Annotated in this window: 20 protein-coding genes; 10 read left to right on the forward strand and 10 right to left on the reverse strand. The window is 61.1% G+C overall.

Features of this window, described 5'->3' with window-relative positions; translation table 11 throughout:
• Window positions 1-75: 75 nt before the first annotated feature.
• Both IH404_RS27615 and cyaY read right to left on the reverse strand, forming a co-directional pair.
• Entirely contained in the window at window positions 76-294 is a 219-nt protein-coding gene (locus tag IH404_RS27615; protein ID WP_005792443.1) for a DUF1289 domain-containing protein, read from the reverse strand.
• A 2-nt stretch (window positions 295-296) separates the two neighbouring features.
• Complete coding sequence (cyaY, locus tag IH404_RS27620; RefSeq protein WP_005792444.1) at window positions 297-629, reverse strand: iron donor protein CyaY; 333 nt, start codon at window positions 627-629, stop codon at window positions 297-299.
• A gap of 238 nt (window positions 630-867) precedes the next feature.
• Here cyaY and IH404_RS27625 point away from each other — a divergent pair, with 238 nt between their 5' ends.
• The 6 genes from IH404_RS27625 to IH404_RS27650 are packed head-to-tail and all read left to right on the forward strand — an operon-like array spanning window position 868 to window position 5450.
• Window positions 868-1035, forward strand: coding sequence for a lipoprotein (locus IH404_RS27625; RefSeq protein WP_194439572.1), 168 nt, complete (start codon window positions 868-870; stop codon window positions 1033-1035).
• Window positions 1036-1044: 9 nt separating this feature from the next.
• Window positions 1045-2292, forward strand: coding sequence for a diaminopimelate decarboxylase (lysA, locus tag IH404_RS27630; RefSeq protein WP_005792445.1), 1248 nt, complete (start codon window positions 1045-1047; stop codon window positions 2290-2292).
• A 3-nt stretch (window positions 2293-2295) separates the two neighbouring features.
• Window positions 2296-3126, forward strand: coding sequence for a diaminopimelate epimerase (dapF, locus tag IH404_RS27635; protein WP_005792446.1), 831 nt, complete (start codon window positions 2296-2298; stop codon window positions 3124-3126).
• A 13-nt stretch (window positions 3127-3139) separates the two neighbouring features.
• Complete coding sequence (locus IH404_RS27640; protein WP_005792447.1) at window positions 3140-3856, forward strand: DUF484 family protein; 717 nt, start codon at window positions 3140-3142, stop codon at window positions 3854-3856.
• Window positions 3857-3858: 2 nt separating this feature from the next.
• Window positions 3859-4758, forward strand: coding sequence for a tyrosine recombinase XerC (gene xerC, locus IH404_RS27645; protein WP_005792449.1), 900 nt, complete (start codon window positions 3859-3861; stop codon window positions 4756-4758).
• Window positions 4755-5450 (forward strand): HAD-IA family hydrolase, encoded by a 696-nt coding sequence (locus IH404_RS27650; protein ID WP_005792450.1) that lies wholly within the window; start codon window positions 4755-4757, stop codon window positions 5448-5450. The genes xerC and IH404_RS27650 overlap by 4 nt, the downstream gene beginning before the upstream one ends.
• Window positions 5451-5577: 127 nt before the next feature.
• Here IH404_RS27650 and sutA read toward each other — a convergent pair whose 3' ends face one another.
• From sutA to glnK, 4 genes are all read right to left on the reverse strand, one after another.
• A complete protein-coding gene (gene sutA / locus IH404_RS27655) occupies window positions 5578-5910 on the reverse strand; it encodes a transcriptional regulator SutA (RefSeq protein WP_005792452.1) in 333 nt (110 codons plus the stop codon).
• Window positions 5911-6012: 102 nt separating this feature from the next.
• Window positions 6013-6438 carry a secondary thiamine-phosphate synthase enzyme YjbQ gene (locus IH404_RS27660; protein WP_005792453.1) on the reverse strand — a complete coding sequence of 142 codons (426 nt, stop codon included), beginning with the start codon at window positions 6436-6438 and terminating at the stop codon, window positions 6013-6015.
• Window positions 6439-6647: 209 nt separating this feature from the next.
• A complete protein-coding gene (locus tag IH404_RS27665) occupies window positions 6648-7985 on the reverse strand; it encodes an ammonium transporter (protein WP_005792454.1) in 1338 nt (445 codons plus the stop codon).
• A 34-nt stretch (window positions 7986-8019) separates the two neighbouring features.
• Window positions 8020-8358: a P-II family nitrogen regulator gene (gene glnK / locus IH404_RS27670; RefSeq protein ID WP_005792455.1), complete on the reverse strand. Its 339-nt coding sequence runs from the start codon at window positions 8356-8358 to the stop codon at window positions 8020-8022.
• A 422-nt stretch (window positions 8359-8780) separates the two neighbouring features.
• On the opposite strand from glnK, the gene IH404_RS27675 reads away from it, so the two are divergent.
• Together IH404_RS27675 and IH404_RS27680 are read left to right on the forward strand one after the other, a co-directional pair.
• Complete coding sequence (locus IH404_RS27675; RefSeq protein WP_005792456.1) at window positions 8781-9044, forward strand: accessory factor UbiK family protein; 264 nt, start codon at window positions 8781-8783, stop codon at window positions 9042-9044.
• Window positions 9045-9716: 672 nt separating this feature from the next.
• Window positions 9717-11213 carry a YifB family Mg chelatase-like AAA ATPase gene (locus tag IH404_RS27680; RefSeq protein ID WP_005792457.1) on the forward strand — a complete coding sequence of 499 codons (1497 nt, stop codon included), beginning with the start codon at window positions 9717-9719 and terminating at the stop codon, window positions 11211-11213.
• A gap of 6 nt (window positions 11214-11219) precedes the next feature.
• Here the strand turns inward: IH404_RS27680 and IH404_RS27685 are convergent, their stop codons facing one another.
• Window positions 11220-11795 carry a TetR family transcriptional regulator C-terminal domain-containing protein gene (locus IH404_RS27685; RefSeq protein WP_005792458.1) on the reverse strand — a complete coding sequence of 192 codons (576 nt, stop codon included), beginning with the start codon at window positions 11793-11795 and terminating at the stop codon, window positions 11220-11222.
• 112 nt (window positions 11796-11907) lie between these two features.
• Between IH404_RS27685 and IH404_RS27690 the strand changes: the two genes are divergently transcribed.
• Window positions 11908-12822: an ABC transporter six-transmembrane domain-containing protein gene (locus tag IH404_RS27690; protein ID WP_194439574.1), complete on the forward strand. Its 915-nt coding sequence runs from the start codon at window positions 11908-11910 to the stop codon at window positions 12820-12822.
• A 3-nt stretch (window positions 12823-12825) separates the two neighbouring features.
• Here IH404_RS27690 and IH404_RS27695 read toward each other — a convergent pair whose 3' ends face one another.
• Together IH404_RS27695 and IH404_RS27700 are read right to left on the reverse strand one after the other, a co-directional pair.
• Window positions 12826-14802: a methyl-accepting chemotaxis protein gene (locus tag IH404_RS27695; protein WP_005792460.1), complete on the reverse strand. Its 1977-nt coding sequence runs from the start codon at window positions 14800-14802 to the stop codon at window positions 12826-12828.
• A gap of 178 nt (window positions 14803-14980) precedes the next feature.
• Complete coding sequence (locus IH404_RS27700) at window positions 14981-15901, reverse strand: LysR substrate-binding domain-containing protein (protein WP_005792461.1); 921 nt, start codon at window positions 15899-15901, stop codon at window positions 14981-14983.
• 152 nt (window positions 15902-16053) lie between these two features.
• Between IH404_RS27700 and IH404_RS27705 the strand changes: the two genes are divergently transcribed.
• Window positions 16054-17457 (forward strand): NorM family multidrug efflux MATE transporter, encoded by a 1404-nt coding sequence (locus IH404_RS27705; RefSeq protein WP_194439576.1) that lies wholly within the window; start codon window positions 16054-16056, stop codon window positions 17455-17457.
• 31 nt (window positions 17458-17488) lie between these two features.
• On the opposite strand, the gene IH404_RS27710 is transcribed toward IH404_RS27705, so the two are convergent.
• Window positions 17489-19153, reverse strand: coding sequence for a bifunctional diguanylate cyclase/phosphodiesterase (locus IH404_RS27710; protein ID WP_122733002.1), 1665 nt, complete (start codon window positions 19151-19153; stop codon window positions 17489-17491).
• Between the last annotated feature and the right edge of the window lie 276 nt (window positions 19154-19429).

Below are 19429 nucleotides of genomic sequence, written 5' to 3' on the forward strand. Positions count from 1 at the left end.
CGGGGTTCTCACGGACCTCGATGAGTTGAGGTGTACCCGGACACTACCACAGCGACACAAATAAACAAGATGGCATCAGGCGTGTGCCTTGCGCTGCTCTGCCTGGGCACAGATTACCCTGCGCCGCGCATCGTCGGCGGAGCGCCATTCACGGATGTCTTCCACGTGGCGGAAGCAGCCGAGGCAGACTTTCTGCTCGTCCAGGCGACACAAACTGATACAAGGTGACGGCACCGCCGGGCTGACATTGCTGAACAGCGGCTTGGGCGGGCGTACAGGTACAGGCTGGGTCACGGTCAGATCTCTTCGAAGTCCAGGTCAGCACCGGACTGTTCCTTCGTGAGACGAGCAAGCATTTCGCTCAGCAACTCCTCAGTGGTGTCGTGCGTCCAACGGTTTTCCTCTTCATCGTAATCGAAGTGAAAACCACCGGTGCGCGCTGCGAGCCACAGTTGGCGCAACGGCTCCTGGCGACTGAAGATCAACTGAGTGCCGTTCTCGAACTTGACGGTCAGCACACCAGCCGAGTTTTCCAGATCCACATCCAGGTCGCTGTCGTCGAAAATATCTTCCAGCTTCTCCTGGGTGGCATCCACCAGGTCGTGAAAACGGGCTTCGGTCAAACTCATTGTGGCAACCTCAAAAGTGTCTGGTTTTGCTCAAGCGGGGCACAATACGGACGCGCTTCGCCGATTGCAAAGGATACCGATTTCATTACAGATGGCAGTACGAAATATCATCAAGCAGCGTAGCCCGCTTCTTGTGCTCCTCGGCAAAGCCCCGCCGGACGGGTAGTGCGGCGCATAGGCAAGCTGCCGGGTGGTCGGTATACTCGGGCGCAATTAATGCATATTCAAGGATTTCGCCATGAAGCGCCTGATCTCTTCCCTTGCTGCGCTCGTCGCGGTCGCTTGCCTCGTTAGTGCCTGTGGCCAGAAAGGCCCGTTGTACCTGCCGGATGACAGCAAAGATCCGAATGAACAGGCGCAATCGTCGCAAAAGCCGTCAAAAGCGAATAAGCACGACACCTACTAAGGGAAACTTATGGACGCTTTTAACTACCGGGACGGCGAGCTGTTCGCGGAAGGCGTGGCGCTGTCCGCGATTGCCCAGCGCTTTGGTACCCCGACCTATGTGTACTCCCGTGCGCATATCGAAGCCCAATACCGCTCGTTCACTGACGCCCTCGATGGCGTGCCGCATCTGGTGTGCTACGCGGTCAAGGCCAACTCCAACCTGGGTGTGCTGAATGTCCTGGCGCGCATGGGCGCCGGTTTCGACATCGTCTCCCGTGGCGAGCTCGAACGCGTATTGGCCGCCGGCGGCCAGGCTGAGAAAATCGTGTTCTCCGGCGTCGGCAAGACCCGCGAAGACATGCGCCGCGCCCTGGAAGTCGGCGTACATTGCTTCAACGTCGAATCCACCGACGAGCTGGAGCGCCTGCAAGTCGTTGCCGCCGAGATGGGCGTTCGTGCGCCGATCTCCCTGCGCGTCAACCCGGATGTCGACGCCGGCACCCACCCGTACATTTCCACCGGTCTCAAAGAGAACAAGTTCGGCATCGCCATCGCCGACGCCGAAGAGGTGTACATCCGCGCCGCGCAACTGCCAAACCTGGAAGTACTGGGTGTCGACTGCCATATCGGCTCGCAACTGACCACACTGCCACCCTTTCTGGATGCCCTTGACCGTCTGCTGGCCTTGATCGATCGTTTGGGCGAGTGCGGCATCTACCTGCAACACATCGACCTGGGCGGCGGCGTCGGCGTACGTTATCGAGACGAAGAGCCACCGTTGATTAGCGACTATATCCAGGCCGTGCGCGAACGCATCGAAGGCCGCGACCTGACGCTGATGTTCGAGCCGGGCCGCTATATTGTCGCCAACGCCGGCGTGCTGTTGACCCAGGTCGAGTACCTCAAGCACACCGAACACAAGGATTTCGCCATCGTCGATGCGGCGATGAACGACCTGATCCGCCCGGCGCTTTACCAGGCCTGGATGAATGTCACCGCCGTGACGCCGCGCGCCAGCGAAGCCCGCGCCTACGACATCGTCGGCCCGATCTGCGAGACCGGCGACTTCCTGGCCAAGGACCGTCAGCTGGCCCTGGAAGAAGGCGATCTGCTGGCCGTGCATTCGGCGGGTGCCTATGGGTTTGTCATGAGTTCCAACTACAACACTCGCGGCCGTGCCGCCGAGGTGCTGGTGGACGGTGATCAAGCGTTTGAAGTGCGTCGCCGCGAGACGGTAGCCCAGTTGTATGCTGGCGAAAGCCTGCTGCCGGAGTAAGCCATGCTGCTGCGTTTTACCAAGATGCACGGGCTGGGCAATGATTTCATGGTTCTCGACCTGGTCAGCCAGCACGCGCACATCCTGCCCAAACACGCCAAACAGTGGGGCGACCGTCACACCGGCATCGGTTTCGACCAATTGCTGCTGGTGGAGGCGCCGAGCAACCCGGAGGTGGACTTCCGCTACCGGATCTTCAATTCCGACGGTTCCGAAGTGGAACAGTGCGGCAACGGTGCGCGCTGCTTTGCACGCTTTGTGCTGGACAAGCGCCTGACCGCCAAGCGCCAGATTCGCGTCGAAACCAAGGGCGGCGTGATCGAACTGGATATTCGCAGTGACGGCCAGATCAGCGTCAACATGGGCGCGCCACGCCTGGTGCCGGCGGATATTCCGTTCCAGGCCACCGAGCAGGCCCTCAGTTACCCGCTGGACGTGGATGGCAGAACCGTGGATATCGCCGCCGTGTCCATGGGCAACCCCCATGCGGTACTGCGGGTCAACGACATCAATAACGCCCCGGTGCACGAACTGGGGCCGAAGATCGAACATCACCCGCGCTTTCCAGCGCGGGTCAATGTGGGCTTCCTGCAGGTGATCGACCGTACCCGCGCGCAATTGCGCGTTTGGGAACGCGGCGCCGGCGAAACCCAGGCTTGCGGTACCGGCGCTTGTGCCGCTGCCGTAGCCGCGATCAGCCAGGGGTGGATGGATTCGCCGCTGCTGATCGACCTGCCCGGTGGACGCTTGTCCATCGAATGGGCAGGCCCTGGCCACCCGGTGATGATGACCGGGCCGGCCTCGCGTGTATACGAAGGACAGGTCCGTCTATGAGTGAGCCAAGCCAATGACCGATAAGCCTCAAGTACCCGCACACGCCACCCCGAGTGAAAGCCTGGAGGCCGCTGCTGTCGCGGCGTACCTTGAGGCTAATCCGGACTTCTTCGTCGAGCATGAAGAACTGCTGCCGGCCTTGCGCATTCCCCACCAGCGCGGCGATACCGTGTCGCTGGTGGAGCGGCAGATGAAGATCCTGCGCGAGCGCAATATTGAAATGCGCCATCGGCTGTCCCACCTGATGGACGTGGCCCGCGACAACGACCGCCTGTTCGACAAGACCCGCCGCCTGATCCTGACCCTGATGGACGCCGCCAGCCTGGAAGAAACGGTGATTGCCGTGGAAGACAGCCTGCGCGAGGACTTCCAGGTGCCCTTTGTCAGCCTGATCCTGTTCAGCGACAACCCGATGCCCGTGGGTCGCTGGGTCACAGGTGGCGAAGCACAGACAGCCATCGGTGGCCTGCTGTCCGAAGGCAAGACTGTCAGCGGCACCTTGCGTGAACATGAACTGGACTTCCTGTTTGGTGCAGAGCAGCGCAAGCAGATCGGCTCTACCGCCGTCATCGCCGTCAGCCATCAAGGCTTGCACGGCGTGCTGGCCATCGCCAGCCGTGACCCTGCGCACTACAAAAGTTCGGTGGGCACGCTGTTCCTGACCTACATCGCCGAAGTGCTGGGCCGCGTCCTGCCGCGTCACACCACCACACTGCGCGCGGTGCGCTGACCATGGAGCGGCAACTGGACGCCTACTGCGCTCACCTGCGCAATGAGCGCCAAGTGTCGCCCCACACGCTGGAAGCTTATCGGCGGGACTTGAACAAGGTCCTGGCCTATTGCGAAAAACAGCACGTCAGCAGCTGGAAGGCCCTGGATATCCAGGCCCTGCGCAGCCTGATCGCCCGGTTGCACCAGCAAGGCCAGTCCTCGCGCAGCCTGTCTCGCCTGCTGTCGGCAGTGCGCGGCCTCTATCACTACCTCAATCGCGAAGGCCTGTGCGATCACGACCCGGCCAATGGCCTGTCCCCGCCCAAAGGCGAGCGGCGCCTGCCCAAGACCCTGGATACCGATCGTGCCTTGCAGCTGCTCGATGGTGCGGTAGAAGATGACTTCCTGGCCCATCGCGACCAGGCAATCCTTGAGCTGTTCTATTCTTCGGGCCTGCGCCTGTCGGAGCTGACAAGCCTGAACCTCGATCAGTTGGACCTCGCCGATGGCCTGATACAAGTGCTCGGCAAAGGCTGCAAGACCCGCGTGCTGCCGGTGGGCAGAAAAGCCCGCGAAGCCTTGCAGCTATGGCTGCCATTGCGCCTTTTGACCAACCCGGCGGACGATGCGGTGTTCGTCAGCCAGCAAGGCCGACGCCTGGGGCCCCGAGCGATCCAGCTTCGGGTCAAGGCCGCCGGCGAGCGGGAGCTGGGGCAGAATCTGCACCCGCACATGCTGCGCCATTCCTTCGCCAGCCACCTGCTGGAGTCCTCCCAGGATCTGCGCGCCGTACAGGAACTGCTCGGCCACGCCGACATCAAGACCACTCAGATCTATACACACCTGGACTTCCAGCACCTGGCAACGGTGTACGACAGCGCCCATCCACGGGCCAAACGCATCAAAGGCAGCGACTCATGAGTATCAAGCTGATCACCTTCGACTTGGACGACACCCTCTGGGACAACGTACCCGTCATCATCAGCGCCGAAGCGTCGATGCGCGAATGGCTGGCAGCCAACGCCGCCAAGGTGGGCGATCTGCCCCTGGAACATTTCGCCAGCCTGCGCCAGCAGGTGCTGCAGCGTCATCCCGAACTCAAACACCGTATCAGCCTGCTGCGTCATCGCGTGTTGATGCATGCGTTCGAGGAGGCCGGTTATCCCCAGCCTGAGGCCACAGAGATGGCGGATGTCTGCTTCGAAGCGTTCATCCACGCACGCCACCAACTCACCGTGTTCCCGGAAGCCGAGCCGATGCTCAAGGCGCTGCGCCAGCACTTCCTGCTCGGCGTGATCACCAATGGCAATGCCGATGTGCAGCGTGTGGGCCTGGCGGACTACTTTCACTTTGCCCTGCGCGCTGAAGATATCGGCATCGCCAAGCCGGATGCGCGGCTGTTTGACGAAGCGTTGCAGCGTGGAGGGGTGGACGCCAGTGCGGCCGTGCATGTGGGCGATCACCCTGGGGATGATATCGCCGGGGCACAGCAGGCCGGGTTGCGGGCGGTGTGGTTTAACCCCGCGGGCAAGGCCTGGGAGGGTGACAAGCACCCGGATGCGCAGATTCGCAGCCTGACGGAGTTGCCGCCACTGCTGAGTCGCTGGGGTTAACACTACCCCCCAATGTGGGAGCTGGCTTGCCTGCTCCCACAAGGTATTGCAGCGAACTGGTAATGGCTCCAGGCATGAAAAAGCCCGCAGCGACGGCGGGCTTTTTCTTACAAGCAAGAGGCGGACTTCAGATAGGTCGGCTGCCGTACTTGTTATCCGGCTTCTTCGGTGGGTCAGCTACCACGTTAGCCTCGACCTCGACCACTTTGCCACCCTTCGCGAGGAATTCTTCCATCGCTCGGGCCAGGGCATCGCGCTCTTTGTTCTTGGCTTCAACACTCGGCAACTCATCTACCGAAACCGCAGCCTTGGCTTTGCCTTTGGCTTTGGGAGCCGCATCATCGGCACCGCCATCATCGGCATCGTCAGCAACGTCTTCCGCCGCTACGTCAATACTTTCTTCGGTGTCATCGTCGTCACCTACTTCGAGTTCGTCGTTTTCCAGATCATCGTCGCTCATGTTCTACCTCATGACTTGCGAAAAGCAGATTAGTTATAGCCCAGCTTCACCCTCTGTCGAGGTCGCCGGAAAAAAATCAACATCCACCGGGTTTCCAGTGGCTTATGCCTCTTCACCGTGCAAGGTGGCGAGGACTTTACGAGCACCGCCATGATCACGGTGCTCGCCCAGATAAACACCTTGCCAGGTCCCCATCGCCAAGCGGCCGGCCTTGACCGGCAAACTCAGCTGGCAGCCCAGCAGACTGGCCTTGAAGTGCGCCGGCAGATCATCCGGACCTTCGTCATTATGTTCAAAACCTGCGCGGCCCTGTGGCACCAGCAGGTTGAAAAAACGCTCGAAGTCACGGCGAACCGCCGGGTCGGCATTCTCGTTGACGGTCAACGAGGCCGAGGTATGCTGCAGCCACAGATGCAACAGGCCCACACGGCACGCCTTCAATTCAGGCAAGCCGGCAAGCAACTCGTCCGTTACCAGATGAAAGCCCCGGGGCTTGGCCCGCAGGGTAATCAGGGTCTGTTGCCACATACAGTTCTCCGCCCATCGGCGCGCATTCTAGCGCGCTCTGGGAAAAAACAAAGTGCCGAATACGCCTTCATGCCTGTAAGACATTTGCACTCTGAAAAGTGCCGTGTGGATCCCATCACAAAGTTGATAAAAAACCCATACACCTTTAGCCAAAGACAAACACCAGACAAAAAAATGCCCGGCAAGCCGGGCATGTTTTTTTCGCGTACTTACAAGTTGTAGCCGCGTTCGTTGTGTTGCGCCAGATCGAGGCCAACCGCCTCTTCTTCCTCAGTGACACGCAGGCCCATGACCATGTCCAGCACCTTGAGGATGACGTAGGTCACGATCGCCGTGTAGATCACGGTGAAGCCTACGCCTTTGCACTGGATCCAGACTTGGGCCGCGATATCGGTCACAGTGCCGAAGCCACCCAGTGCCGGGGCAGCGAACACACCGGTGAGGATCGCACCGACGATACCGCCGATACCGTGCACGCCGAAGGCGTCCAGGGAGTCGTCGTAGCCCAGCTTGCGCTTGAGGCTGGTGGCGCAGAAGAAGCACACCACACCGGCGACTAGGCCGATCACCAGGGCACCCATCGGGCCCACGGTGCCAGCGGCTGGCGTCACGGCGACCAGGCCGGCCACCACACCTGAGGCAATGCCCAGTGCACTTGGCTTGCCGTGAGTGATCCACTCGGCGAACATCCAGCCCAGCGCCGCAGCAGCCGTGGCAATCTGGGTGACCAGCATCGCCATGCCCGCCGTGCCGTTGGCCGCCGCAGCGGAGCCGGCGTTGAAGCCAAACCAGCCGATCCACAGCATGGCCGCGCCGATCAAGGTATAACCCAGGTTGTGCGGAGCCATCGGTGTGGTCGGGAAGCCTTTACGCTTGCCGAGCACGATGCACGCCACCAGGCCAGCCACACCCGCGTTGATGTGCACGACGGTGCCGCCGGCGAAGTCCAGCACGCCCCAGTCCCACATCAGGCCACCGTTGCCGCTCCAGACCATGTGCGCGATCGGCGCGTAGACCAGGGTGAACCAGATAGCCATGAAGATCAGCATCGCGGAGAACTTCATGCGCTCTGCGAAAGCACCGACGATCAGCGCCGGGGTGATGATGGCGAAGGTCATCTGGAAGGTGATGAACACGGCTTCCGGAAACAGCGCCGCAGGCCCGGTGATGCTGGCCGGGGTGACACCCGCCAGGAACGCCTTGCCCAGGCCGCCGAAGAAGGAGTTGAAGTTGACCACACCCTGTTCCATACCGGTGGTATCAAACGCGATGCTGTAGCCGTAGACGACCCACAGGATGCTGATCAGGCCGGTGATGGCAAAGCACTGCATCATCACCGACAGAATATTCTTGGAGCGGACCATGCCGCCGTAGAACAGCGCCAGGCCAGGGATGGTCATGAACAGCACCAAAGCGGTGGCGGTCAGCATCCAGGCGGTGTCGCCGGAGTTGAGGACTGGAGCAGCCACTTCGTCTGCCGCCATGGCCAGGCTTGGCATTACGATGGACAACAGGGCTCCGAGCCCTGCGAATTTACGCAGAGTCATAGTGTTTTCTCCTGGGGCGTTGGGGTTTGGCGGCTTAGATTGCGTCGGTATCGGTTTCGCCGGTACGGATGCGAATAGCCTGTTCCAGATTGACCACGAAGATCTTGCCGTCACCGATCTTGCCGGTGTTGGCCGCCTTGGTTATCGCCTCGATAACCCGCTCAAGATCCTTGTCGTCAATGGCGACATCAATCTTCACCTTCGGCAGGAAATCGACTACGTATTCCGCGCCACGATACAGCTCGGTATGACCCTTCTGCCGACCGAAGCCCTTGACCTCAGTAACGGTAATGCCCTGCACGCCGATCTCGGACAGTGACTCGCGTACATCGTCCAACTTGAACGGCTTGATGATGGCAGTGACTAGCTTCATGAAAACTCTCTCCCGAATTGGTGGACTTGCCCCAGGAAAACAAACCCGTCTCAAGTCTAAGCGCAGTGCCTGGCTTTGTAACGCATCGTCGCCTCGGCATTTGCCGTTGCGACGCCAGCGATCCACTGGTGACGAAACCTGTACCCCTGATCCGTCGGCGCACTGCATTCGTCACAGCGACTGCATCAGTGCATGGGTCATGATCGTCTAAGCAGAAACCTTGCCAGCTCCGTAAAAATCACTGAAATCAGTCCCTTGCTCACTCGTGCCCACCCACGGGGCGTACGTGCAGCCGCAATGCGCATCAAAACGGTGCGCAGCCGCCCGCTTTGATGCGCGAAAACCGTGCGCAACGCAGCATGAAAAAGACTATAGACGCTGCGTGATACACTGCCGGCCAACTGTTTTCCGGAATATTTCCCATGCTCGCGCCCAAAGACCTCCTCGACGCCCTGAGCGGCCACGCCTCTCGCCTGTTCAGCGGCGACACCCCGCTGCCCCGCAATGAAATCGAAAGCCAGTTCAAGGCATTGCTGCAAAGTGGCTTCAGCAAGCTCGACCTGGTCAGCCGGGAAGAGTTTGACAGCCAGATGGTCGTACTGGCCCGCACGCGTGCGCGGTTGGAGAGCCTGGAGGCGAAGGTGGCTGAGCTTGAAGCGCGGTTGGCGCCATCCTCTGCTGAATAAACACGGTTAGTGTGGGAGCTGGCTTGCCTGCGATGGCCATGGGTATCTACACAACTTTGGTACGCTGCTGCTCCTCTGCAAGGGAGCTTGCTGCCTGTCAGCTTATAGCTATCTAACTGATGCACCGCGATCCAAATGTGGGAGGGGCGGTGCGACGATTCGACTTGCCCCCGATGGCGGCCTCAGGGCCGACCAAGACGCTGGATCAGACTGAGTACATATCCGTTTTTTGGGTAACGGCCACTGTTGGTTCCGCTTTTACAGCGGGTCACTTTTGAAAAGAGCCGGAATGCCGGCCCAGCCAAAAGTAACCAAAAGGCTCTTGCCCCACCACTCGGCACCTCGCTTAGGCTCGGTGTGCCCGTAATCCGACAGTGATTTGGGGGGCCGCCTGAGATCAAAAGCAGATCAAGATCAAGATCAAGAGCGGCTCGCTTCGCATCGTGGTTACCATTGGCGACTACAAAGTTGTGTAGATATCTATGCTGCGATGGCGGTGCATCAGCGGATGATTCTTTGCTGACATACCGCTATCGCAGGCAAGCCAGCTCCCACATTTGTTTTGCATTGCCGCCCGGATACGTTCTGTAAAACCTCCCTCCCTCGCTGGACGCCCCCCTCGTCTACCCTTGAAAAACCCGCAGGAAGCGGCCCCCCATTCAAGGAACGAGCATGTCCCTCGCTATCGTGCACAGCCGCGCCCAGGTCGGCGTCGAAGCCCCCGCCGTCACCGTTGAAGTGCATATGGCCAATGGCTTGCCATCGCTGACGCTGGTGGGCCTGCCGGAAACTGCAGTAAAGGAAAGCAAGGACCGCGTTCGCAGCGCCATTCTCAACTCGGCGCTGCAATACCCGGCCCGGCGCATCACCCTCAATCTCGCGCCCGCCGACCTACCCAAGGACGGCGGGCGCTTTGATCTGGCGATTGCCCTGGGGATCCTGGCGGCCAGTGTGCAAGTGCCGGCCTTGATGCTTGATGACGTGGAGTGCCTTGGTGAGTTGGCGTTATCGGGCGAGGTACGGGCGGTGAAGGGTGTGTTGCCGGCCGCGCTTGCGGCGCGCAAGGCCGGGCGCACCGTGATAGTGCCCAGGGCCAATGCCGAGGAAGCCTGCCTGGCGTCGGGGCTCAAAGTGATTGCGGTGGACCACCTGCTGCAAGTGGTGGCGCACCTTAATGGGCATGTGCCGATTGAGCCCTACAGGTCCGACGGCTTGCTGTACTTGAACAAGCCTTACCCGGACCTGAGTGAAGTGCAGGGCCAACTGGCAGCCAAGCGTGCCTTGCTGATTGCGGCGGCCGGCGCACATAACCTGCTGTTCAGCGGGCCACCCGGTACCGGCAAGACCCTGTTGGCCAGCCGCCTGCCGGGCTTGCTGCCACCGCTGAGCGAGCAGGAGGCGCTGGAAGTGGCCGCGATCCAATCCGTGGTCAGCCTGGCCCCCCTTAGCCATTGGCCTAATCGCCCGTTTCGCCAGCCGCACCACTCGGCATCCGGCCCGGCGCTGGTGGGTGGCGGCTCGAAGCCGCAGCCGGGGGAAATCACCCTGGCCCATCACGGCGTGCTGTTTCTGGATGAGCTGCCGGAATTTGATCGCAAGGTACTGGAGGTGCTGCGCGAGCCATTGGAGTCGGGGCATATCGTGATCTCCCGAGCCAGGGACCGGGTGAGTTTCCCGGCACGCTTCCAGTTGGTCGCGGCCATGAACCCCTGCCCGTGCGGCTACATGGGCGAACCCAGCGGGCGTTGTCGGTGCACGCCGGAGCAGATACAGCGCTATCGCAACAAGCTATCCGGGCCGCTGCTGGACCGGATTGATTTGCACCTGACAGTCGCCCGGGAGGTCACTGCGCTGAGCCCCTCCCAACAGGCCGGTGACACCACCGCGCAAGCGTCCGCCCAGGTGGCGCAAGCCCGTGAACGCCAGCACCAGCGCCAGGGTTGTGCCAATGCATTCCTCGATCTGCCACGGCTACGCGAACACTGCCAGTTGACCAAAGCCGATGAAAGCTGGCTGGAAAGCGCGTGCGAACGACTGACATTATCGCTGCGTGCAGCCCATCGGTTGCTCAAGGTGGCTCGCACCCTGGCGGACCTTGAGCAAGTGGAAGGCATCGCCCGCCATCATTTGGCGGAGGCGCTGCAGTACCGACCAGCCGCTCATGGCTAGCACTTGTCAGGCAAAATCCAGCAGCAGCCTCGCCACTTCCAGCACCTCTTCCAGCACCGCTTCTGCCGACTCTGCGGAAGGCTTGAGCATCAGGTCATCGGCATAGCCCATCGCCAGGGCGAAGATCTGCCGTGCAGCGCGCTGACACGACTCGCAGCGAAAGACGCCATCGGCAACGCCCCGCTCGATCACTTCGGCAAGCATGCCTTGCCACTGGGCGTTGATCACCAGGTAAGCCTGGGCCATTTGCGGGTCGTGCATGGCTTCGTCCCAGGCGTCGAGCCACAGCGCCCAAGCGGCGTCAGCGGTGCTGGGCAGACAGTCGCGCAAGAACCCCATAAGCGCTTCTAGCGGTGGAGCATCGGTCAACGGCTCGCGCACTTCATCCAATTGCTCATTGGCAAAGCGCACAAAAGCTTCGCGACGCAGTTCATTCCAGTCACTGAAGTAGTGATAGACGTGACTACGCGACAGCCCGGCATGTTCGGCCAAGTCACGGGTGGACACATCGGCGAAACCCTTGCTGCGAAACAGCTCAAGAGCGGCGGCGATGATCTGGTCTTTACGGTCGATACGCGACATGGGCAATTCCTTCGGGCGCCGGTAGATGAGCGGCGCTTGCTTTTTGAGCGATCGCTCAAGGATACTTGAGCAGTCGCTCAATAATAGCGTCTATCACTCCTTTGGTGCACCCATGACATCCGTCACCCCACAAATTCTGATCGAACAAAGCCAGAAAATCGGCCAGCAGTCCGCCAGCCAGACACTCAAGGCTATTGCCAAAGCTTATCCCGGCAAGCTGTCTTGCACTTTGTCACTGGTGGCGCTGGAGAACGCACTGTTGTTGGCCTACCCGCTGTTTGCCGGGTTCGCGGTGGATTCGATTATCCGCGGCGATGCCACCAGTGCGTTGTTCTATGCCGCCGTAGTCATGGCGTTCTGGGTGGTCGGGGCGGCACGGCGAGCGCTGGATACACGCACGTTCACGCGCATTTACGCCGACCTTGCGGTGCCAGTCATCCTCAACCAGCGCCAACAGAACCACAGCACCTCGAAATCGGCGGCACGGGTGGTGCTGGCACGGGAGTTTGTCGACTTCTTTGAAAAGCACGTGCCAATCATCGCCACGGCGTTGGTATCGATCGTGGGCGCTGCGGTAATGTTGATCGTGATTGAGCCGTGGGTAGGCATGGCCTGTCTGGCCGCGCTGCTGCTGTGCATCACCTTGTTGCCACGCTTTGCACAGCGCAATCAGGAACTACACGAGCGCCTGAATAACCGCCTGGAGAAAGAAATCGGCCTGGTCGAAAAAGTCGGCGCGCCGACCCTGCGACGTCACTACCAGGTGCTGTCACGCCTGCGCATCTGGCTTTCAGACCGCGAGGCTGCGGCGTACCTGTTTCTCGGTACGCTCGCAGCTTTGCTGTTTGTGGTCGCGATCAGCCAGTTGGCCTTGTCCCCAGCGGTCAAGGCCGGCCACATCTACGCAGTGATGACTTACCTGTGGACCTTCGTGACCAGCATGGATGAAGCGCCAGGCATGGTCGACCAACTGGCGCGGCTCAAGGACATCGGCAAGCGCGTAGACCCAGGGCTGGGCGACCACTAAGCCTCAACGAAACCGGTCCACCTCCTGACGCAGGCCTGCCGCCAGGGTTTCCAGTTCCTTGGCGGTGACTGCCAGGTTCGACACCACTTCACGCTGCTCGCTGTTGGCCAGGGCAATGCTTTGCAAGTTACTGCTGAGCAGGGTTGCGGTGCTGCTCTGCTCCTGGGTGGCGGTGGTGATCGCAGCGAATTGCTGGCCGGCCGAGCGGCTTTGCTCATCGATACGCGCCAGGGCCGAGGCGACGTCGGCGTTGCGCGACAGGCCGTCCTGCATCAATACCTTGCCGTGTTCCATGGTGCTGATGGCGTTGCCGGTTTCCTGCTGGATGCTCTGGATCATCGCCGAAATTTCATCGGTGGCCTGGCGGGTGCGCGAGGCCAGGTTACGCACTTCGTCGGCGACCACGGCAAAACCGCGGCCTTGCTCACCGGCGCGGGCGGCTTCGATGGCGGCGTTGAGCGCCAGCAGGTTGGTCTGTTCGGCGATGGAGGTAATCACACCGACGATCCCGCCGATTTCCTGGGAGCGCTGGCCCAAGGTGTTGATCACTGCGGCTGTGCTGTTCAGGGCAGTGGCAATATGCTCCAGCGACGATGACGCCTCTTGCATCGAGGTGCGGCCGATCCGGGTCTGCTGGGCATTCTCTTGCGCCAGGCGCTCGGTATTGCCCATGTTGTCGGCGATGTTCAACGAGGTAGCGCTGAACTCTTCCACCGCGCCGGCCATGCTGGTGATCTCGCCAGACTGTTGCTCCATGCCTTCGTAGGCACCACCGGAGAGCCCCGACAGCGCCTGGGCGCGGCTGTTGACCTGTTCGGCAGCACTGCGGATATGCGAAACCATGGTCGACAGCGCTTCACCCATCTGATTGAAGCTGCGCGCCAACTGCCCGATCTCGTCATGGCTGGACACGTTAAGGCGTGCGCTCAAGTCGCCCGCACCCAGAGCTTGCGCCTGGCGTACCAAATCACTCAGTGGCGCCAGCTTGCTGCGCAACAGCCACACCGTGGCGCCCACTGCCAGCAACATCGCCAGCACACTGCCGATCACCAGGCGGATCCCGACTTCCCACGTCACGGCGCGAATTTCCGCCTTGGGCATACTTGCCACCACCGCCCAGGGGCCGCCTTCGAACGGCACCGAAACGCTGTAGAAATCTTCGTTTTTGTCGCTCCAGAAACGCCCTGCCCCCGGCGTCTTTGCCAGGTCGAGCATCACGGTAATGGCCTGGTCCGGCGCCTGTACGCCGGCTGGCGGCACCAGCCAATGCTTCTGCTCATCCAGCAGCGCCAGGGAGCCGGTCTGGCCGAGGCGGAAGCGCTTGAGGTTTTCAAACTGGGCGTTCTGCGCGTCGGTGTAATCGAAACCGATAAACAGCACGGCGATGACCTTGCCGTTGCTGTCACGTACCGGGCTGTACTGGGTCATGTAGGAACGGTCGAACAATACCGCACGGCCGATATAGGTTTGCCCGTCGGCAACACGCTGGTATGCCGCGCCTTGGCGGTCAAGCACCGTACCGATGGCACGATTGCCATCCTGCTTGGTCAAGGAAGTGCTCACGCGGATAAAGTCGTCGCCGCTGCGCACGAATACGGTAGCCACACCGCCGGACATTTGCTTGAACTCGTCCACTTCTTCGAAGTTGTTGTTCAGCACCTCATTACCCAGGTACAGGCTCGGCGTCTGTACACCGGCCACGGCCACCGGTTGGTCGGCACGCACACTCAGGCCGGCGCCGAAGCGTTTTTCAAACAGCCCGCTCAAACGCTGGGTACTCTCGCGCAAGGTGCTGTGGAAGGTATTGAGTTGGTCGGCGAGCAAACGCGCCTCGCTGGCCAGGTGCTCCTCACGGGTGTCGAGGTTGGCGGAGTCGAGGGAACGCAGGGCAAACACAGTGCTGCCGCTGATAACGACAGCCAGAATCACGGCAAGGGCGAGACCTAACTGGGAGGCAATCCGGGCACGAGGTTGAGACATGACAGCTCCTGGCCGAGGCCAGGATCATCCTGATCTCATAGCGCTGCTCGGCAAATTATCTAAGTGGGAAACGTTGGTGCACGATGGTTCCAACACACCTTCTTCGGCGGCACTTGGTAATACTTGAGCGAATCACAGGGGTATCCCGCAAACGATTGCATCAACCGCCGGCCCCTACTCAATCGAGACGTTCAACCTGGGGCAACTCCATCGCTTTGACTTCACCTTGAAGAAACTCCGCCAGCCGTCGCAAGCGTTCCCCCCCGGGGCGGGTTTTCGGCCACACCAGGTAGTAACTTTCCCCACTGGCGACTGCCCTGGGCCACGGCAGGCTCAGGCGTCCCTGGGCGACATCTTCGGCCACCATCAACAAATCGCCCATGGACACGCCATAGCCACGCGCCGCCGCGATCATGCCCAACTCAAGGGTATCGAACACCTGCCCGCCCTTGAGAGACACCCGGGACGACAACCCCATGCGCTCCAGCCAGCTGCGCCAGTCACGACGATCAGGCGTGGGATGCAACAACTCGGCACTCGCCAGGCGGGCAGCGTCCCAAGGTCCATCATCCAGCAGGTTCGGCGCGCCCACGGGGATCAGCAATTCGGGGAACAGGTAACTGGCCTCCCAGTCCGCCGGAAAACGCCCATCGCTCAACAACACCGCACAGTCGAAGGGTTCCTGGTTGAAGTCCACTTCATCCACGCTCATCCACGCACTGGTCAGTTGCACCTCATTGCCTGGCTGCAAGGCGCGGAAGCGACTCAGGCGCGCCAATAGCCAGCGCATGGTCAAGGTGGACGGTGCCTTCATACGCAGAATGTCATCTTCAGTATTCAAGGTATGACAGGCGCGCTCCAACGCAGCGAAGCCTTCGCGCACGCCGGGCAGCAACAGGCGCGCGGCTTCGGTGAGCTGCAGATTGCGACCGCTGCGCTGGAACAGGCGGCAGGCGAAATGCTCCTCGAGGGTGCGGATATGCCGGCTGACCGCACTTTGGGTGATGGACAGTTCCTGCGCCGCGCGGGTGAAGGAGTTGTGCCGGGAGGCGGCCTCAAATGCACGCAGGGCATACAAGGGAGGAAGACGACGAGACATAGGGAAAGCTCCAACGGCGCAATATCGGCACCCTACCAGAATCAGTCAGGCATGAGTTTTAATCATGTGAGCGATCGCATTTATCCTTTTGTGCAACGCGCCCAAAGCGCCGAGAATCAATCTCTCCCCCATTTCCTGACTATTTGAGTGTGATGATCATGCAACATCCGGCACGTACCGAACTCTGGGCCATTCTGCGGCTGTCGGGGCCGTTGATTGCCTCACAGTTGGCGCACATGCTGATGGTGCTGACCGACACCCTGATGATGGCGCGCCTGAGCCCCGAAGCCCTGGCCGGCGGCGGCCTGGGCGCGGCCAGCTATTCGTTCGTGGCGATCTTCTGCATCGGCGTGATTGCCGCGGTGGGCACGCTGGTCGCCATTCGTCACGGCGCAGGCGATATCGACGGCGCCACGCGCCTGACCCAGGCCGGGCTGTGGCTGGCGTGGTTGATGGCCCTGGCAGCGGCGCTGCTGCTATGGAACTTGAAGCCGGTGCTGCTGATGTTCGGCCAGACTGAAACCAACGTACAAGCGGCGGGGCAATTCCTCACCATCCTGCCTTTCGCCCTGCCCGGCTATCTGACTTTCATGGCGCTGCGCGGCTTTACCAGCGCCATCGGCAAGGCGACGCCGGTGATGGTGATCAGCTTGTGCGGCACCGTGGTCAACTACCTGCTCAATCACGCGTTGATCGAAGGCATGTTCGGCCTGCCGAAACTGGGCCTGATGGGCATTGGCCTGGTGACCGCCATCGTTGCCAACGGCATGGCGCTGGCGTTGATGTGGTACATCCGCAGCAACCGTGCCTATGCCGCCTACCCGCTAGGCACCGGCCTGCTGCGCCTGAATACCCATTACCTGCGCGAGCTGTGGCGCCTGGGCCTGCCGATCGGCGGCACCTATGCAGTAGAGGTCGGGCTGTTTGCCTTTGCGGCGTTGTGCATGGGCACCATGGGCAGCACCCAGTTGGCCGCGCATCAGATTGCCCTGCAAATTGTCTCGGTGGCGTTCATGGTGCCGGCGGGGATGTCCTACGCGGTGACCATGCGCATCGGCCAGCATTACGGCGCCGGGCAGTTGTTGCACGCACGCATGGCCGGTCGGGTCGGCATAGGCTTTGGTGCCATGGTAATGCTGGGATTTGCCGTGGTGTTGTGGCTGTTTTCCGATCCGTTGATCGGGCTGTTCCTCGACCATGACGACCCGGCCTTCCATGACGTGATCGTCCTGGCCGTCAGCCTGCTGGCCGTCGCCGCGTGGTTTGAATTGTTCGACGGCGTGCAGACCATTGCCATGGGCTGTATCCGTGGCTTGAAGGACGCCAAGACCACCTTCCTGGTCGGCCTGGGTTGCTACTGGCTGATCGGTGCACCCTCGGCCTGGCTGATGGCGTTCACTTTAGGCTGGGGGCCCACCGGGGTGTGGTGGGGCTTGGCGCTGGGACTGGCGTGCGCGGCGGTGAGCCTGACATGGGCGTTTGAGGCGAAGATGAAGCGGATGATTCGACAGGAGCCGGATGCTTCTGTTGGACTCCAAGCGGCACTGCCTGACTAGCCAGCTCCCACATTTGAACCACTTTGAAGGCTTAGCCCAACAACACCTGCTGGCTTTGCCCAAACATCAGGTACTCCACCAGTTCCGCCAACGGCAACGGCTTGCTGATCAGGTACCCCTGGGCCTGGTCACAACCGAACAACCGCAACAGCTCAAGCTGCTCGGGTGTCTCCACGCCTTCGGCCACCACTTCCAGGTTGAGGTTGTGGGCCAGGTTGATCATCGCGTGTACCAATTTGCGGTTTTCTTCGCGCTCTTCCATGCCGCCGACAAAGCTTTTGTCGATCTTCAACAAGGCGATCGGCAGGCTGTTGAGGTGCACAAATGACGAAAACCCGGTGCCGAAGTCATCCAGGGAGAACCGCACGCCGAGGCGGCCCAAGGCGTCCATGGTCTGCTTGACCAGATCGCTGCGGCGCATCACCGCGGTTTCGGTCAACTCGAACTCCAGCCATTGCGCTTCCACGCCACGCTCGGCAATCAGGCGACTGAGTGTGGAGAGCAATTGGCTGTCCTGGAACTGGCGAAACGACAGGTTGACGGCCATGTGCAGCGGCGGCAGGCCGCGTTCGCGCAGGTCTTGCATGTCGCGCAGGGCCCGGGAGATCACCCAGTAGCCCAAAGGCACGATCAGGCCACTCTGCTCGGCCAGCGGCACGAATTCGCTGGGTGGCAACAAGCCGCGCTCACCGTGGCGCCAGCGCACCAGGGCTTCGAGGCCGACGATATGACCGTCGTCCAAGTCCAGGCGCGGCTGGTAATGCAGCTCCAGCTCATCGCGGCGCAAAGCCCGGCGCAGTTCACTTTCCAGGTCGGCCAGGCTGCGAGCGTTGCGGTTGATGCGTTCATTGAAGATGTGAAAGGTGCAGCCCTGGGTGCTTTTGGCCTGCTGCATGGCGATATGGGCGTGCCACATCAACGGGTCAGCGCCGGCGCGGGCGCGGGCATGTGCCACGCCCAGGCTGCAGCCGATCAACAGGCTTTCGCCATCGACCCAGTAAGGCTCGGCCATCACTTCGGTGATGCGCTCGGCCATCCACTCGGCACGCTGGGGCGCGCGACGGGTGTCGATCAGCAAGGCAAATTCATCGCTGCCCAGCCGCGCCAGCTGGTCCCCGGCTTCGAGCTGGCTCTTGAGCCGCGACACCACTTGCAGGATCAACCGATCGCCGGCCTGGTGGCCGAGGGCGTCGTTGGCATGACGGAAGTTGTCCAGGTCCAGGTGGCCCAGAGCCAGGCCGCGGCCTTCGTTGTCCGCCAGCCGAGCCGCCAGCAGTGTCTGGAAGCCCTGGCGGTTGGCGATACCGGTGAGCGGGTCCTGCTCGGCCAAGCGCTGCAAGGTGTTCTCCAGAACGCCGCGCTCGCGCACATGGCGCAAGCAGCGGCGCAATGTTTCAGGGTCCAGCCCATTCAGGATCAACCAGTCGCTGACACCGAGCGGCGACACCAGCGGCTCCTGCTCCAACAGCAATACACACGGCAAGCTGCAGCGGCCAGGACCGGGCTGCAGGCTGGGCGTGGTCAATAACACGGCGCCCTGATCGTCATCGAACAGACGACTCACCGAGTCCCAGTTGGGTGCACTGATCAGCACAGCCCCTTCGCCCATCGGCACCAGGCACTCGCGCAACAACGCTGCCCATGCAGGCTCTTCGGCCAGCAGCAGCAAACGCAAGGGTTCGACAGGCGTAGACAAGCTAACTCCCTAGACTCTGCTAAATTTCGTGAGCGATGGCATTATGACGTGCGGCCTGGCAATGATAAATGCGTGACAAATGCATGACAGATGATAGGTGTTATCAAACACGCAGACTGTGAAAAATAGTCTGAGTATTCCCCACATCCTGCGGCAAAGTAGCAAAACCGGCAAATTTAGATCGAGTGGTACGTCACACCGTCGTTCTAAGGCAGCAGAATCTTGCCAGCCTGTTAAAATGCCCGCCCTTTTGAACAACGACTCCTAAAACTCCGT

It is taken from the genome of Pseudomonas sp. OST1909 (assembly GCF_015277575.1).
GTDB lineage: Bacteria > Pseudomonadota > Gammaproteobacteria > Pseudomonadales > Pseudomonadaceae > Aquipseudomonas > Aquipseudomonas synxantha_A.